Here is a 14,311-nt window from a genome sequence, read left to right on the forward strand (position 1 = left end):
GGCCTAAGAAGAGAGTATCTTCTTAGGCTACTTTTAATAGAGAAGACCTGTATGATGGTTTATAAACGATTCAATTTTAAAAAAAATCTCATGGTAAAGGATTTGTTCACCTTTATGATAAAGGTCCAAATATCTTCTCTACTTGCTTTATCATCATATAAATAAATTGTTGTATAAGGACCGTTATTTAATGATTCCCAATGAACCGTTTCTAATGTAGTCCCTTCTCTTGTAGATGGAATATGACGTGTTGTTGAATCTAAAAAATAATAGGGACTTTTTCTTCAAACATTACAGTTGTTATTATAACTGCATCAAAATTTGAAAGGTGCTTCATCATTTGAACATGCAACTAATACTAACAAACTTACGATAATTAAAAACTTTTTCAAGACTTTACTTAGGTAGAATCAACTTTTTCTCACATAAAAAAAGAATCACAACATGGTGTGATTCTCGATTGGTTAGTCGATTTTCTGGATGAACACGACCTTCAGATAATTAAATTCAGGGTATTCACGTGGTACACGGAAATCCTTCGGTAAACCGTATTCCTCGACAATTTTATAGCGTGTACGCGTCTCTTTAAATGCTTGGTCAATAAAGCCTTTGAACTTTTTCATGCCAAAGCTGGCATTATTTGTGGAAGCCACAATGATGCCGTTTTTAGCGGTAATGGCAATCGTGTCCTTTAGTAATTTAGGGTAGTCCTTTGCCGTTGAAAAGGTCATTTGCTTCGTACGTGCAAAGCTAGGTGGGTCTAATACGACAAGGTCAAACTGTAAAGCATGACGCTGTGCGTATTTAAAATAATGGAAGACATCCATGACTTTTATATCCTGTGCCTCATAATCAATATGATTGACACTAAATTGCTCAATCGTTTTGGCTAGACTGCGCTTTGCCACATCTACACTCGTTGTCTTGATGGCTCCTCCTAGAGCGGCTGCCACAGAAAATGCTCCTGTATAGGAAAATGTATTCAGCATGTCTGTATTGTGGGCATAACGCTCACGAATAGCCAATCGTACCTCACGTTGATCGAGGAAAATCCCTGTCATGGCGCCATCGTTTAAATGCACCGCATAGGTCATACCATTTTCCTTCACCATGATAGGAAATTCTCCTGGCGTGCCCATCACAAAATCATCTTGCTCGATATATTGTCCTTTGCTATCAAAGCGTTTTTTCTCATAAATCGCTTGGTAGTCCACTGTCTCAGCAAGCGCCTCATACACCACTTCTTTAAATGAGTAAATGCCCTCACTATACCAGCTTACCATATAGTAGCTGGTAAAAAAATCAATCGTAAGACCGCCAATGCCATCTCCTTCACCATTAAACACACGAAAGGCTGTTGTGTTTTCATTGCTAAAAAATGCGGCACGATTGTCGATGGCTTTTTTGAATTTTTTTATAAAAAAAGCTTTATCGATTGTTTCATTCGCATCGGTCGTTAGCACCCAGCCAATGCCTTTATTTTGGATGCCGTAGTAACCTGTTCCAATAAAACGGTTATGGTGATCCATGAGCTTGAGGAGTGTTCCTTGCTCAGCAGGTAAACGTCGTGCATCAACCGCATCTTTTGAAATAAGGGGGAAGCCTTTTCTTAATTGATCAGAAAAGGGCTGTTGTATTTGTAGAGCTATTGTTTGTGTCATAGTGTCATCCTTTAAAAAACGTTTTGCTCTATTATCGCACTGTTTGCACGGGATAGCCAAACTTATTTCAGGAATTGCGCAATTTTTGTCACGGTTTCAATCGTTACTTCTTCAAAATAATTCATTTTACTGAAATAACTATGGATTAAACCTGGCATTGTAATATGTTCCACTACCACACCAGCAGCCTTTAACTTTTGTGCATAGCTAAGACCCTCATCAAAGAGAACATCTGCCTCTGCAGCAATAATGAATGTTTTGGGCATGTTACGGACTTCCTCTAGTTGAAGCGGGGACACAAGTGGATTTGTGAAGTTTGCTTCCTCTGTATAGTGATGAGAGAACCACTGCATGGCTTGTGTATCTAAGCCGTAATCTTCACCATATGCCACATAAGATATTGTTGAAAAATCGACATTTGTGACAGGATAGATGAGTGTTTGAGCGTGTAACGATGGTCCCTCTAGTGCAGTAGCTAAGTATGCAACCACAGTAGCCAAATTTCCGCCAGCACTGTCCCCAGCAACTGATAATCGACTTGCATCGCCACCTAAGGCTTCCATATGATCGTACACCCATACTAAGCTATCGTAGGCATCATGTAAGGGTGTTGGGAAAGGATATTCAGGTGCTAAGCGGTAATCCACTGATACCACAATCGCCTGTGCCTGGTCTGCTAATAGCTGGCAGCCTGCATCGACAGATTCTAGATTGCCATAGACCCAGCCTCCACCATGATAATAAACAATAACAGGTAATGTTTTACCGAGAACGGGCGTATAAAGCCGAACTGAAATTTGTTCGCCATCTCGCACTGTAATTTTGTGATCCTCAATGGATGCTAGCTTCGGTTTGTGTGCAGATTGCCATTGTGTAACCGTCCGCATGGCTCTCGCTTCCTGCGGTGAAACTTTGTAATAAGGTGTACCAGTACGCTGAGCTTCTAGATATTGAACAGCTTCTTTTCTTAAAGTTATCATCTTCATCATTCCTTTATTGTGAGGTTTGTTATTCCTATTATAAACTATTCATATAATTTTACTAGGATTTAGGTGTAACAAATGTTTATTTATTTAAAAATAGGTGAAATAAGCGCATTATGTTTATAATAAAAGGGACGAAAGTATTTGGAGGGACAGTATGATTTCTTTAATTGTGGCACATGATGACAATCACGTCATCGGATATAACAATGGGATGCCCTGGCATTTACCTGGGGATCTGCAGTATTTTAAACAAAAAACAATGGGCAAGCCTATGATCATGGGACGTAAAACATTTGAATCCATCGGTCGACCACTTCCAGGGCGACGCAACATCGTCATTACACGTGATGAAAACTATCAGGCAGAAGGCATTGAAACTGTGACTAGCTTGGAAGAAGCTTTAGCGCTAGCTGGAGATGTACCTGAGGTGATGATTATTGGCGGCGAGCAAATTTTCCGTTTAGTGATGGAGATAGCTGATCGCTTGTATATCACAAAAATTAATCATGCCTTTCAGGGAGACACCTATTTCCCGAGCTATGAGCAAGATTTTGTTCAAGTCTCTTCAGAGGAGCCTGAAACAGCCCCAGAAGGCTATACATTCCAATATCAAATATTTGAACGAAAATAACAGCGAGAGAAGTACGGTTTTGTAGGACCGTCCTTCTTCTGTAAGTAGGGGGAATATTGATGCGTAAAATAACCTTATCGAGTGGAGAAATTGCACATGTTGATTGTTTGAGCTGTGCCATCACTAGTGGACAGGTAGCACCCAATGGAGGAGTAGTGATTGAAACAGATTATTTTTACGCTCACCAAGATGTAGCGTATCCTATCAAGGGATTAGTCATTTTAGCCTCCAAGCGTCACATTCATTGCTTTGATGAATTAAGCGATGATGAAAAACTGGACTATATCAACCTCTTAACAACAATCAGAAAGGCTCAAAGGGAAGTATTGGACATAGAATACGTTTATTATTTTTACAATGAAGATACGACCCATCACTTCCATACTTGGATGGTGCCACGCTATGAGTGGATGCATGCATTTGGGCGATCCGTGGAATCCTTAAGGCCAGTTTTACTTCATGCTCGAAATCAATTGAATCATGAAGAGAATGAAAAAGAGGTAAGGGAAGGCATTATGTTTTTAAGAGAATACATAAAAAATCGCTCCATATGATGGGAGCGATTTTTTTATAAATAGAAGTACACACACGCGTACATAGACGCACAGCCCGCTAGTACAAAGAGATGCCATATCGCATGATTAAAGGGCAGAGAGCGCCATGCATAAAAGATGGCTCCAATCGTATAAAATAGCCCGCCTGCTAGTAGAAAAGCAAAGCCATGTAAACCTAAATACAGATAAACGGGCTTAATGGCAAATATAATTAACCAGCCCATGCCAATATAAAAAATTAATGAAAGTACTTCAAAGCGATTAATAAAGAAACATTTAAACAATACACCAAGCACAGCCAATGACCAAATAATACATAGTAGCGTCAATCCAAGTGTACCACCAACGGCAATTAATAAAAACGGCGTATAGGTGCCGGCAATTAAAATATAAATGGACGAATGGTCCAAAATAGCGAAAAAGTTTTTATATTTTTCTGGCATACTGTGTAGTAATGTAGACATTAAAAACAGAATGATGACAGACGCTCCGAAAATGCTGAAGGTTGTAATATGTAGGGCATTTCCTGTTTGTACGGCTGCTAACAGTAGAACAACCAGTGCTGGAATACTAGCAATGAAACCAATACCGTGTGTTATGGCATTCCATAGCTCTTCCCTCCATGATTTATAGTCAAATGAATCAACCATTTGAAACACTCCTTTCGTTCATACATTTACTATACCCCAATAATTTATAGATGAACATTTACATTTGTCATATAGTTCATATCAAAAATGTCATAAGCCTGTCATATTCTTTGAGGGGCATTGATAGACAAGAGGTAGGTGAAAACGCTATAGTATCCAAGGTAGCGTTTACATGCGAGCTAGGACAGAGCTTTGCCTAATGACAAATGTCATGTTTACATAATGATTCATTAGTCTATATAATAAATTTTAATGAAGTAAAAGGATGTGTCGAAGTGAGACGAATTCATATAGTAACGGACTCAACTTGTGATTTAACAAAAGAAGAAGTAGCACAACATGGCATACATATCGTGCCTTTAACGATTCAAATTGATGGTCAAACATATACAGATGGAGTGGACTTAGAGCCACAATCTTTTTTAGGCTTAATGAAAAATGCAAAAAATTTACCGAAAAGTTCACAACCAGCACCAGGTAAGTTTAAAGAATTATATGATGAGCTCGGTAAAGAGGGCGATCAAATTATCTCCATCCATATGACTGGCGGTATGAGTGGAACGGTAGAATCAGCCCGTCAAGCAGCACAAATGACAGATGCTGATGTGACAGTCATTGACTCACGCTTTATCGCGATTGGTTTAGCTATCCAACTACGAGAGGCCATCCGTATGCGAGATGAAGGCGCCACTGTGGAGGATATCGTGGCACGTTTAGAAAAGGTGCGAGACAATACACATTTATACGTTATTGTAGACACGCTCGAAAACTTAATCAAAGGCGGTCGGATTGGTAAAGGAAAAGGCTTTATCGGTTCTCTCCTAAACATCAAAGTCATTGCCAACCTTGAAGGTGGCGTATACAATCCTGTGTCAAAGGTACGTAGTCATAAACAAGTAGTCAATTTTTTATTTAAACAATTCCAAGCAGATACAGCTGGAAAAACAGTGAAGGCAGTCGGCATTTCCCATGCAGATGGCCTCGTAACGATGGGCAACCCATTAAAAGCGCTGATCGAAGAAACTGGCTTTAACGATGTTGAAATTGCCTTTACATCTCCAATCATCTCGACACATACAGGTCCAGGAGCAATTGGTTTTATTTATTTTGCAGAATAATAAGAAGGAGCTACTACATAAGTAAATGTAGTGGCTTTTTTTATGCTTGGATCTCCTAGCAACTTTGACAGAGGGATGAGCAGTTTTCGACTAACTATGAGCGTCCTCAATCAAAATGTGATCACTTTGCTAACAAAAAAGAGCGGCTCCAATCAAATTGTGAGCGTTTTTCGACCAAAGAAGAGTAGCTTCAATCAAACAGTGATCATGGTGCCACCAAAAATAATCAGAAATCTTCCTAATTATTTATCATTATTGAGTGAGGAAATTTGGCAAGAGCACAAAATTATGGAGAACTAAGGGGAAGTCACTTTTCATTGCGACATGAACTATTCTATAATAGAAGTAATAGAAAGGGATGGAAGGTGGTCAAATGGACATTTGGCGATTTATGTTGTCATGTTTGACCGTCTTAGTACTAAGTGGTTGTGCAATATCAATCGATGAACCGAATCCGCAAGCAGAACCTGAAGGTGAGCAAGCAGGAACGGAGCAAGATATACCGCAGGATGAGCAACAAACAGAAGATGAGGAAAAAACATCTAAGAATATGTTGACGCAAATTTTTGAACATTTTTTTGAGCCATCAGCAGAGGATTTATCGCAAATTGATGAAGAACAAGCAAAGCAACTACATTACTTGGCACTGGGAGATTCGTTGACAGATGGTGTCGGTGATGAGTATAGTCAAGACGGTTATGTTGGAAGATTAGCAGATTCATTGCTCGCATGGCCTTCGATTTCGGATGTAGAGGTTGATAATCGGGGCAAACGTGGTAGACGCAGTGATCAGCTACTAAAGTTAGTGAAAAAAGGGCATTATGATGAAGAGCTGCAAGAAGCCCAGCTAATTTCCTTAACAATGGGTGGCAATGATGTCATGAAGGTCGTCAGGCAGGATTTATTTAACCTGAAACGTGATGCTTTTGATAAGGAATTATTGGCATACAAGGAACGTTACAGCAAAATCGTAGAAGGCATTCGTGCTAAAAATCCGACAGTGCCCTTATTACTCATTGGTTTTTACAATCCTTTTTCGATTGTAACCAATGAGGCGAATGAATTTGATACGATTATCACAGAATGGAATAATGTGATTGAGGAAGTAGCCAGCAAGGATTCCAATGCTTGTTACGTATCAGTAGAAGATTTGTTTGATTCAAATGAAGAGCTCGTCTATCATACAGACTTTTTCCACCCGAATGCAAAGGGGTATGAAAAAATGACAGAGCGTATACTAGCAGCAATGGAGCAGTGTGGTATGGAAAAAAAGATTAACAAGGCAATAGGCTTCGAGGAGTGACAAAATGAATAAATGGAAAGTCGCGTTTTTCGCCTTAGCGGGCACAGTGCTTTTTGCAATCCTCCTCGTCGTTTTTTTAGCAACTAGACCAGTGGATGATGTCCATGTTGCGAAGAGTTCAGCAGGTGAAAGTGAAAGCAAAGGGAATGTACTCGTGGTGCAAACCACAACAAAGGAATTAGAATCGATATCAAAAAAATACCTAAAGGATGCAGCGAAAGGCTCTCCTTTACCACTGGATTTCACAATTGGGGATGATATTCAATTACGTAGCACACTGACGGTATTTTATACGGAAATCCCTATCTCCATGAATTTTGACCCCATTGTGGATGACAAGGGGAATATTATTTTAAAACAGACAGGCATGAATGTAGGGTTATTAAACATTCCACCAGAAACGACAATGAAAATCATGCGTGATTCGGTGGAATTTCCCTCTTGGATTACCGTGAATCCGAATAAAGCAGAAATATATATTGATTTATCGCGTATTAACATTGCCTCTGGTTCACGTGTACGCGCTAAAGAGTTGGACTTACCAAAGGATAAAATCTTATTGGAAATTATTGTTCCTGGTGAATAAGGAGTGAAATGAATGGCAAAGCAATATGCAACATTTGCGGGAGGCTGTTTTTGGTGTATGGTCAAGCCCTTTGACGAAACACCTGGGATTGATTCCGTAATTTCAGGCTATACAGGTGGACATGTTGTAAATCCTACCTATGAACAGGTTTGCTCGGAAACAACAGGGCATGTGGAAGCTGTACAAATCACATTTGATGATGAGTTATATAGCTACGAGCAGCTACTTGCGATTTATTGGACTTTAATTGACCCAACAGATGCAGGTGGTCAATTTTACGACCGTGGAGAATCCTACACAACGGCTATTTTTTATCATAACGAAGAACAGCGTGAGCTAGCTGAACGTTCAAAGTCGGATTTACAAGCGTCTGGCAAGTTTGATAAACCAATTATGGTAAAAATCTTACCTGCCACTACGTTTTATCCGGCTGAGGATTATCATCAACAGTATTATAAGAAAAATCCAATGCACTATGAGCGCTATTCGATTGGATCAGGTCGTCGAGCGTTTCAGGAGCAACACTGGGGGAACAAACATGAATAAGGAACAACGTTTAAAAGAATTAACAGAGATGCAATACTATGTAACACAGGAAAATGGCACAGAGCCACCATTCCGTAATGAGTTTGATGACCATTTTGCAGAAGGCATCTACGTAGACATTGTGTCTGGCAAGCCTTTATTCAGCTCACTCGATAAATACAACTCAGGCTGTGGCTGGCCAGCTTTCACAAAGCCGATTGAAAAAGAACAGGTAACCGAACATTTCGATACATCTCACGGTATGCGTCGTGTGGAGGTACGCAGTAAAGAAGCGGATTCGCATCTAGGACATGTTTTCCCAGACGGTCCAAGTGAGCGAGGCGGCTTACGCTACTGCATTAACTCAGCAGCGCTTCGATTTATCGCAAAAGAAGATTTAGAAAAAGAAGGCTATGGCGAATACCTAGCACTATTTAAATAGTAAAAAACCTGGCAAGGTAGCTCCTTGCTAGGTTTTTTTATGGTCATGAGACACAGCAGATTAGAAGGATAGAAATCTGAAAGTGGAGGATAAACCTGAAAAAGTAGCGGATAGATTGCTCAAAGTGAAGGATAGCCCCGCAAAGTTAAGGGAGGACCAATAAAAAATTGGTTCTCCCTCTCTCTTTCAGTCAGTTCGCTTAAACTTTAAACTCGCTCACGAGGTTGCGTAGGCTATCTGCTTGTTGGGCAAGCTCAGTGGCTGCGGCGTTGATTTCCTGCATGGAGGCGGAGCCTTGTGTAGCTGCTGCCGCAGATGTCACGGTGTTGGCCGCGGATTGTTCTGCGTAGGCATTGACATGAATGAAGTCACTTGCCACCGCATTGCTATTTTCAAGCGTTGTTGCAATTTTATTCACCATGGCTGCAATGATGGATGTTGTTTCCTCGGTGTGCGATAAAATGTTGGCTAAGGATTGATTTGTTTCGTTTGTTACTTCAACGCCTCGGATGACCGTTGTCACACCCTCGTGATTTTGAGCAATGATGGATGTGACCTCATCTTGGATAGATGTGACAATCGATGTGACCTCTTTCGCTGCACTTTGGGATTGCTCTGCTAGTTTGCGAACTTCATCGGCTACGACAGCAAAGCCTCGTCCATGCTCGCCAGCTCTTGCCGCTTCAATCGCCGCATTTAAAGCGAGGAGATTCGTTTGCTCAGAAATGGCCGTGATCGTACCAATAATAGACGTAATATCCGCAGATTTACGACCTAACGCTTCCACAGTAGATGTTGTAGAAGCCATTGTTTCTTCAATGGATTGCATGACGAGTGATGATTGCTCCACAGAGCGGCTACCCTCATCGGCTGCTTGCTGCATGGCGATAGAGGCACGATGGACAGCACTCGCTTGCTCATTTAATTGATGCATGGAATGCTCTAAGTCGCTCATTTTTTGCTGCGCACTATTCATACTGGAAATTGTATTGTCACTATCACTCGCAATATCTGCTGTCGCATCCGCAATATCCTGAATGGTACGTGCATTTTCATCTGCTAAGGACATTAGCTCCTGACTGCTGCTTGATACATGATCCGCCAACTCACTTACGCGTCGAATTAAGTTAGAAATCGACTCAATTAACGTATTTGTCGAGGCTGCAATAATCGAAAATTCATCACGATTACGCACATTTACACGTCTTGTCAAATCGCCTCCTGCTTGCGCAATATCAAGGATAGAGTCATTAATCGCTTGGGTATTACGTTTTAATGATTTAAATAGCATAAAGCCAAAAATTACAATCGCTAAAAAGCCAACGATTGAAACGAGAAAGAATGTAGTGATAGAAATATTTACCTGCTGGTTAAGCTTGTCTAATTTTGTTTTATTGGAATCGTCCATGACAGTATTAATGGTCTCAATGTTTTGATCGATATGTGTTTTCATTGTTTCCCCAGTAGCACCCATCATCAGTTTACGAGCCTGCTCAAGACCGAGCTCATCACGCATTGTCATGACTTTATCTGAATAATCAAGGTAATTTTTATAATATTGCTCGATTGCCTGCATATGACCGAGTTCCGCTTGTCGATCCTGAAATTGATCTTTCAAAGCGGCTAGCTTTTTATTAATGGTATCTATTTTTAAATGATAAGAAGTAGAATAAATGCCGTTACCCGTAATTAAATACGATTGCTCTAAATTGGTCAGTCTAGCAATCTCATAGGCAAGTTGATTCACCGTTAGTTGCTCCTGCACATTTTTCTTTGTGAAATCTTCCATTTGGTGCTGCAAGTTTTGTATATTGACATAGGATAATATACCCATAACACCGTTAATTACAATAAGAAGTGCAAACATAATAAGCACTTTACCCCGAATTAAATGGTAAAAACGTTGTCGTTTTTCTTTAATAGGAGGGGGATTTTTCCCAGTTTCCCCTTGTGTAGAAGCTTTCCTCTTCTTAAAAAAGCTAAAAGTAAAGAGAGACGGGCGTTTTTTCGCTGTACCATGGGTTTTTTTAGTCTTTTTCATCGCCATCACCTTCCTATTTTTTAAATAATCGATTTCAATTTTATCTTATTTTGCTAGATTTTTCTATCTTTATTTCTAAAAATTAAAATTTTTCAGATAAAATAACTATGACAAAAGTCAGGATTGACCATGAAAATAGTTCTAAAATCATAAGTGGGTAAAATATAGTAGTAGTGGAATTTATGACGAATGCAATTTTTTTTGATACACTAGCGAAAAGCAAATGCGTAAAAAGGGGAATTTGTTCGATGAAGAAAAGTTTTTATTTATATGTCCTAACCTATCGAGGTGGCGATTGGTCTGACCCTGTAGTACGCTTTGCAGAGGAAGTGTTTCATGAGCATAATTTTCCAAAGCAGAGCACAGACTTTAATGAGTTGTCCGACTATATAGAAACCTATGCAACGGAAAACTTAACAATCCAGACCTTTGATACTTTGTGGACACTTTATGAGGAACAAGCATAATTGTACGAAAACTATAAATAATTTTGTAGTTGCTAGACGTCTAGCATTGCGTAAATGACAGAAACACAGTATTATTTATAGTGATAACTGACAGAAAAGAGGGATTGCAGTATGAGTATTCATATTAATGCAAAAAAAGGTGAAATCGCTGACACAATTTTACTTCCAGGAGATCCATTACGTGCAAAATACATTGCGGAAACATTTTTAGAAGATGTAACTTGCTACAACGAAGTACGTAATATGTTCGGATATACTGGTACGTATAAAGGGAAACGTATTTCTGTACAAGGAACTGGTATGGGTGTGCCATCTATTTCGATCTATGCAACAGAATTAATGCAAGAATATGATGTTCAAAAATTAATCCGTGTAGGTACTTGTGGTGCAATTCAAAAAGATGTGAAAGTACGTGACGTGATTTTAGCGCAAGGAGCAACATCTGATACACGTATGAACCAAATCATTTGGGGTGGTGCTATTGATTTCGCACCAATCGCTGACTTTGATCTTTTATTAAAAGCATACAATGCAGGTAAGGATGCAGGTCTTAACTTACAAGTAGGGAATATCTTCACAGCAGATTTATTCTACTCAGATGAGCACCAAAACGAAAAATTAGCTCAATACGGCGTACTAGCTGTAGAAATGGAATCAGCAGCTCTTTACACATTAGCGGCAAAATTCGGTCGTAAAGCACTTGCTGTACTAACAGTAAGTGACCACATCATTACAGGTGAAGTAACGACAGCTGAAGAACGTCAAACAACATTCAATGATATGATCGTGGTAGCATTAGACGCAGCGATTCAAGACTAAGCGTATCAAGGATTTATGGCTTGGATTTAACATCAAAGGACAAACCTTTACACGAATTGCCTGTTAGGTGACTGAGTAAATCAGAGCCTAATGGGCTTTTTTAGTGTCCCGTCAAACTTTCATAAACAAGCCATATGAATTTAATGAATGATTAAATGGAACGTTGTGAGAGACATGCTAGAGGTTTTCGAAGTGATTGACGTGGCATTTACAAATGGACTTGTGTGTAATTTTAAGCACAAGTACCTAGTTTGATGCATGACGGGAAATTGTTTCAAGTGTCGAATGGTTGATGAAATCTCTTATGTACGTTTTAATTTTTTATTGATTTCCTCTAATAATCTGGATTGCCTTTTTTATTGCTTAGTTGTACGGATAGCAAACCAAAGGAAAAAACAATTGGAACTAGAGAAAATAGTAACCAGAAAATCGAGAAAGCACTAATTAAAATATCTCCTGAATTATAAGTATTCATAAAACAAATCCTACTGCTTTTAATCTATTCATCATGAAGTATCCTCTCTTAAAAGAACTACCTTTTTTCCTGGTTAGCTGAAAACTCTATCGTAACATAGTAAGGTGTATGAGTTAGTACAGAGATAGTAAGTAGATAAAAGTTGAGATTTACTAATACCGCAGGCAATAATAAGCCTATTAATTAGTGTTTTTTTCGCTCAATTGTTTTCATTAGCATTAAACAGGTAATGCTTATAGATGCAATTATATACCATACTGTTTTAGATGTATCACCCCAAGAGTTAAGCGTTGCAATAAAAATCATCATTAGTAATAGAGCGTAAACTAAATAATGTCGCATATAATAACCTCCAAATAACCCTCTATAAAGAAATCATAACATAGCAAAGTATTAATTGGAAGTAAAATGGTAAATAAGGGAATGAGGTTTACTTCAGCTACAGTAGGCTGCAAGATAAGCTCAATTCTTTCAACTACGAAGGAACTTACAACAAACCGAAGCAGCCCTTTAGCAAAGTTTTGCGAGGCTATGCGGTTTGTTGTAAAGCAGTGGAATTATTCATGGATGAGCAAGACACGCGGCTCTATGTGGCTGATACAGCCCATTTGCCAGGACATGGACAGGTTATGGAATTTCCTCGATATGCATGAGGACTGCTGAAAAATTTGTTAGAGCAGTTTCAGCAAACACAAAAGGTAAATCCACTCCTAAGTTCCATTTGCTATTGCATGAGTTGCTTGATACGATTTATGAAAGAAAGAGTATCGATATCAGTTTTGCGACACATGATCAAGCGATTTAACAGGCTGTTACCTAAATATGAAGTCGATTAATAAAATAAATCTTAAAGGTCACTTATGATGAGTGGCCTTTGTTGTTGTAAGATAACTACATATATTTATGAATAAGATCTACGTTATCAGGAATCTTTGATAACATTTTCCTGATTTGAAGAGAAAAATCAATTTTATTTTACTAGTTTTTCTATAGCTTCTTCGATATCTTTCCATTCGTACACTAACTCTTTTAACACTTTCCCACCAATTGTAATTTCTAAGCTACGCCCCATAATGTTCATAAAAATAACGTGTTTTATTCTATAGCTAAGACTTCAACAAATATATTGGTAGTTTTTTTGATGAAAGTAATGAAAGATTTCCTTCAGCAATTGTTTTCCTATCCCTTTTTCGTGATGTCTTCTAAAAGATAGAGCGTTTCTACATAATTGGAATAGGGTAGGGATTGAGTCTCTTTTACTTGCAGATGTGAAGCCAATAATGTCGCCTAATTCATTTTCAGCTACTAGGACATACTTCGTTTTGTCGGCAATTTGTTGTGTCCAACATTGCGTTTTTTGTTCGTAGGATAATTTACTTTAATAGTTTGCTGGCACAATATGCTTATAGGTTGTTCACCAACTATCAACATGTACTTTTCCAATACCTTTCGCATCTGTATAGTTGCCTTTCTAATGATGAAATTTATCACCTCCTATTAAATCTTTATAAACAGCATGATAACATCTTCTATAGTTTATTTACTTAATAAGGTAAAATATGAAATGTAAGGTTTATAGAGGGGGTATATTTTTGAAAAATAAGTATATGTGTACGATTAAAATTAATTTAGAGGGCGGAGATATTCAATTTAATGTGTCAAATGATGAACAACTATTTAGTTTTAGATCTGGTTTAGCCTTTATAGCCATCCCACAATTTTTCTCCACGCTCATCAGTTTTTATCAAGGTAATACAAATGAAGTAAAAATAGATTGTCACGGAAACTATGATTACTATATTTTTTCCAGCGATGGTGAATACATATTAATTGAACATAAAAGTCATTATCCTATCGAAAGAATCTTTAATTATCAATTTACTCTTAAGGGGTATCTGGAGGCTATAGATCAAGGCTTCAAGAAATATTTGGAGCAGTTAGAGAATGAAGGCATCTTCCCATTGGAAAATCATGCATTTGCTGATCCATTAGGGGAAGATGTTTTAAATGCTTTCTATAACTTTTCTTCATTATTAAAAGCTTGAATAGCAAT

The 14,311-nt window shown here is 38.5% G+C and carries 17 protein-coding genes; 10 read left to right on the forward strand and 7 right to left on the reverse strand.

Annotated elements, in window-relative coordinates; translation table 11 throughout:
* Positions 1-464 precede the first annotated feature (464 nt).
* The gene (locus LCP48_RS11280) at positions 465-1,661 is read right to left on the reverse strand and encodes a class I SAM-dependent rRNA methyltransferase (RefSeq protein WP_004230224.1); all 1,197 of its coding nucleotides are present in this window, start codon (positions 1,659-1,661) and stop codon (positions 465-467) included.
* Positions 1,662-1,723: 62 nt separating this feature from the next.
* Positions 1,724-2,641, reverse strand: a complete 918-nt coding sequence (locus tag LCP48_RS11285; protein ID WP_225340991.1) for an alpha/beta hydrolase — start codon at positions 2,639-2,641, stop codon at positions 1,724-1,726.
* 160 nt (positions 2,642-2,801) lie between these two features.
* Here LCP48_RS11285 and LCP48_RS11290 point away from each other — a divergent pair, with 160 nt between their 5' ends.
* Together LCP48_RS11290 and LCP48_RS11295 are read left to right on the forward strand one after the other, a co-directional pair.
* Positions 2,802-3,278: a dihydrofolate reductase gene (locus LCP48_RS11290; RefSeq protein ID WP_004230222.1), complete on the forward strand. Its 477-nt coding sequence runs from the start codon at positions 2,802-2,804 to the stop codon at positions 3,276-3,278.
* Positions 3,279-3,337: 59 nt separating this feature from the next.
* Positions 3,338-3,832 (forward strand): HIT family protein, encoded by a 495-nt coding sequence (locus tag LCP48_RS11295; protein ID WP_225340992.1) that lies wholly within the window; start codon positions 3,338-3,340, stop codon positions 3,830-3,832.
* A 14-nt stretch (positions 3,833-3,846) separates the two neighbouring features.
* On the opposite strand, the gene trhA is transcribed toward LCP48_RS11295, so the two are convergent.
* Positions 3,847-4,482, reverse strand: coding sequence for a PAQR family membrane homeostasis protein TrhA (trhA, locus tag LCP48_RS11300; RefSeq protein WP_009371293.1), 636 nt, complete (start codon positions 4,480-4,482; stop codon positions 3,847-3,849).
* 275 nt (positions 4,483-4,757) lie between these two features.
* Between trhA and LCP48_RS11305 the strand changes: the two genes are divergently transcribed.
* From LCP48_RS11305 to msrB, 5 genes are all read left to right on the forward strand, one after another.
* A complete protein-coding gene (locus tag LCP48_RS11305; protein WP_004230219.1) occupies positions 4,758-5,600 on the forward strand; it encodes a DegV family protein in 843 nt (280 codons plus the stop codon).
* A 373-nt stretch (positions 5,601-5,973) separates the two neighbouring features.
* Positions 5,974-6,903 carry a GDSL-type esterase/lipase family protein gene (locus LCP48_RS11310; RefSeq protein WP_009371295.1) on the forward strand — a complete coding sequence of 310 codons (930 nt, stop codon included), beginning with the start codon at positions 5,974-5,976 and terminating at the stop codon, positions 6,901-6,903.
* 4 nt (positions 6,904-6,907) lie between these two features.
* A complete protein-coding gene (locus LCP48_RS11315) occupies positions 6,908-7,489 on the forward strand; it encodes a YpmS family protein (protein ID WP_004230217.1) in 582 nt (193 codons plus the stop codon).
* Positions 7,490-7,501: 12 nt separating this feature from the next.
* Positions 7,502-8,035: a peptide-methionine (S)-S-oxide reductase MsrA gene (gene msrA, locus LCP48_RS11320; protein WP_004230216.1), complete on the forward strand. Its 534-nt coding sequence runs from the start codon at positions 7,502-7,504 to the stop codon at positions 8,033-8,035.
* Positions 8,028-8,456: a peptide-methionine (R)-S-oxide reductase MsrB gene (gene msrB, locus LCP48_RS11325; RefSeq protein ID WP_004230215.1), complete on the forward strand. Its 429-nt coding sequence runs from the start codon at positions 8,028-8,030 to the stop codon at positions 8,454-8,456. Before msrA ends, msrB begins: the two co-directional genes overlap by 8 nt.
* A 199-nt stretch (positions 8,457-8,655) precedes the next feature.
* Here the strand turns inward: msrB and LCP48_RS11330 are convergent, their stop codons facing one another.
* Positions 8,656-10,497 (reverse strand): methyl-accepting chemotaxis protein, encoded by a 1,842-nt coding sequence (locus LCP48_RS11330; RefSeq protein WP_004230214.1) that lies wholly within the window; start codon positions 10,495-10,497, stop codon positions 8,656-8,658.
* Positions 10,498-10,745: 248 nt separating this feature from the next.
* On the opposite strand from LCP48_RS11330, the gene LCP48_RS11335 reads away from it, so the two are divergent.
* On the forward strand, positions 10,746-10,964 hold the full coding sequence (locus LCP48_RS11335; protein ID WP_004230213.1) for a YozE family protein: 219 nt from the start codon (positions 10,746-10,748) through the stop codon (positions 10,962-10,964).
* A gap of 111 nt (positions 10,965-11,075) precedes the next feature.
* Positions 11,076-11,783, forward strand: a complete 708-nt coding sequence (gene deoD / locus LCP48_RS11340; RefSeq protein WP_004230212.1) for a purine-nucleoside phosphorylase — start codon at positions 11,076-11,078, stop codon at positions 11,781-11,783.
* 334 nt (positions 11,784-12,117) lie between these two features.
* On the opposite strand, the gene LCP48_RS11345 is transcribed toward deoD, so the two are convergent.
* The 3 genes from LCP48_RS11345 to LCP48_RS11355 form a co-directional block, all read right to left on the reverse strand.
* Positions 12,118-12,258: a hypothetical protein gene (locus LCP48_RS11345; protein ID WP_202342116.1), complete on the reverse strand. Its 141-nt coding sequence runs from the start codon at positions 12,256-12,258 to the stop codon at positions 12,118-12,120.
* A gap of 183 nt (positions 12,259-12,441) precedes the next feature.
* Positions 12,442-12,600 carry a hypothetical protein gene (locus LCP48_RS11350; RefSeq protein ID WP_216486297.1) on the reverse strand — a complete coding sequence of 53 codons (159 nt, stop codon included), beginning with the start codon at positions 12,598-12,600 and terminating at the stop codon, positions 12,442-12,444.
* Positions 12,601-13,372: 772 nt separating this feature from the next.
* Complete coding sequence (locus LCP48_RS11355) at positions 13,373-13,591, reverse strand: GNAT family N-acetyltransferase (protein ID WP_225341032.1); 219 nt, start codon at positions 13,589-13,591, stop codon at positions 13,373-13,375.
* 259 nt (positions 13,592-13,850) lie between these two features.
* On the opposite strand from LCP48_RS11355, the gene LCP48_RS11360 reads away from it, so the two are divergent.
* A complete protein-coding gene (locus LCP48_RS11360) occupies positions 13,851-14,303 on the forward strand; it encodes a calponin homology domain-containing protein (RefSeq protein ID WP_004230210.1) in 453 nt (150 codons plus the stop codon).
* Positions 14,304-14,311 lie beyond the last annotated feature (8 nt).

It is taken from the genome of Lysinibacillus capsici (genome assembly GCF_020217405.1).
In the GTDB taxonomy this organism is placed as follows: Bacteria; Bacillota; Bacilli; order Bacillales_A; family Planococcaceae; genus Lysinibacillus; species Lysinibacillus capsici.

Excerpts from the sequence above, each read along its gene's own strand:
- LCP48_RS11350 (WP_216486297.1), bottom strand. The coding sequence starts at position 12,600 with ATGCGACATTATTTAGTTTACGCTCTATTACTAATGATGATTTTTATT.
- LCP48_RS11345 (WP_202342116.1), bottom strand. The coding sequence starts at position 12,258 with ATGAATACTTATAATTCAGGAGATATTTTAATTAGTGCTTTCTCGATT.
- LCP48_RS11315 (WP_004230217.1), top strand. The coding sequence starts at position 6,908 with ATGAATAAATGGAAAGTCGCGTTTTTCGCCTTAGCGGGCACAGTGCTT.
- msrA (WP_004230216.1), top strand. The coding sequence starts at position 7,502 with ATGGCAAAGCAATATGCAACATTTGCGGGAGGCTGTTTTTGGTGTATG.
- msrB (WP_004230215.1), top strand. The coding sequence starts at position 8,028 with ATGAATAAGGAACAACGTTTAAAAGAATTAACAGAGATGCAATACTAT.
- LCP48_RS11335 (WP_004230213.1), top strand. The coding sequence starts at position 10,746 with ATGAAGAAAAGTTTTTATTTATATGTCCTAACCTATCGAGGTGGCGAT.
- LCP48_RS11310 (WP_009371295.1), top strand. The coding sequence starts at position 5,974 with ATGGACATTTGGCGATTTATGTTGTCATGTTTGACCGTCTTAGTACTA.
- LCP48_RS11285 (WP_225340991.1), bottom strand. The coding sequence starts at position 2,641 with ATGATAACTTTAAGAAAAGAAGCTGTTCAATATCTAGAAGCTCAGCGT.
- LCP48_RS11295 (WP_225340992.1), top strand. The coding sequence starts at position 3,338 with ATGCGTAAAATAACCTTATCGAGTGGAGAAATTGCACATGTTGATTGT.
- deoD (WP_004230212.1), top strand. The coding sequence starts at position 11,076 with ATGAGTATTCATATTAATGCAAAAAAAGGTGAAATCGCTGACACAATT.
- trhA (WP_009371293.1), bottom strand. The coding sequence starts at position 4,482 with ATGGTTGATTCATTTGACTATAAATCATGGAGGGAAGAGCTATGGAAT.
- LCP48_RS11330 (WP_004230214.1), bottom strand. The coding sequence starts at position 10,497 with ATGAAAAAGACTAAAAAAACCCATGGTACAGCGAAAAAACGCCCGTCT.
- LCP48_RS11290 (WP_004230222.1), top strand. The coding sequence starts at position 2,802 with ATGATTTCTTTAATTGTGGCACATGATGACAATCACGTCATCGGATAT.
- LCP48_RS11280 (WP_004230224.1), bottom strand. The coding sequence starts at position 1,661 with ATGACACAAACAATAGCTCTACAAATACAACAGCCCTTTTCTGATCAA.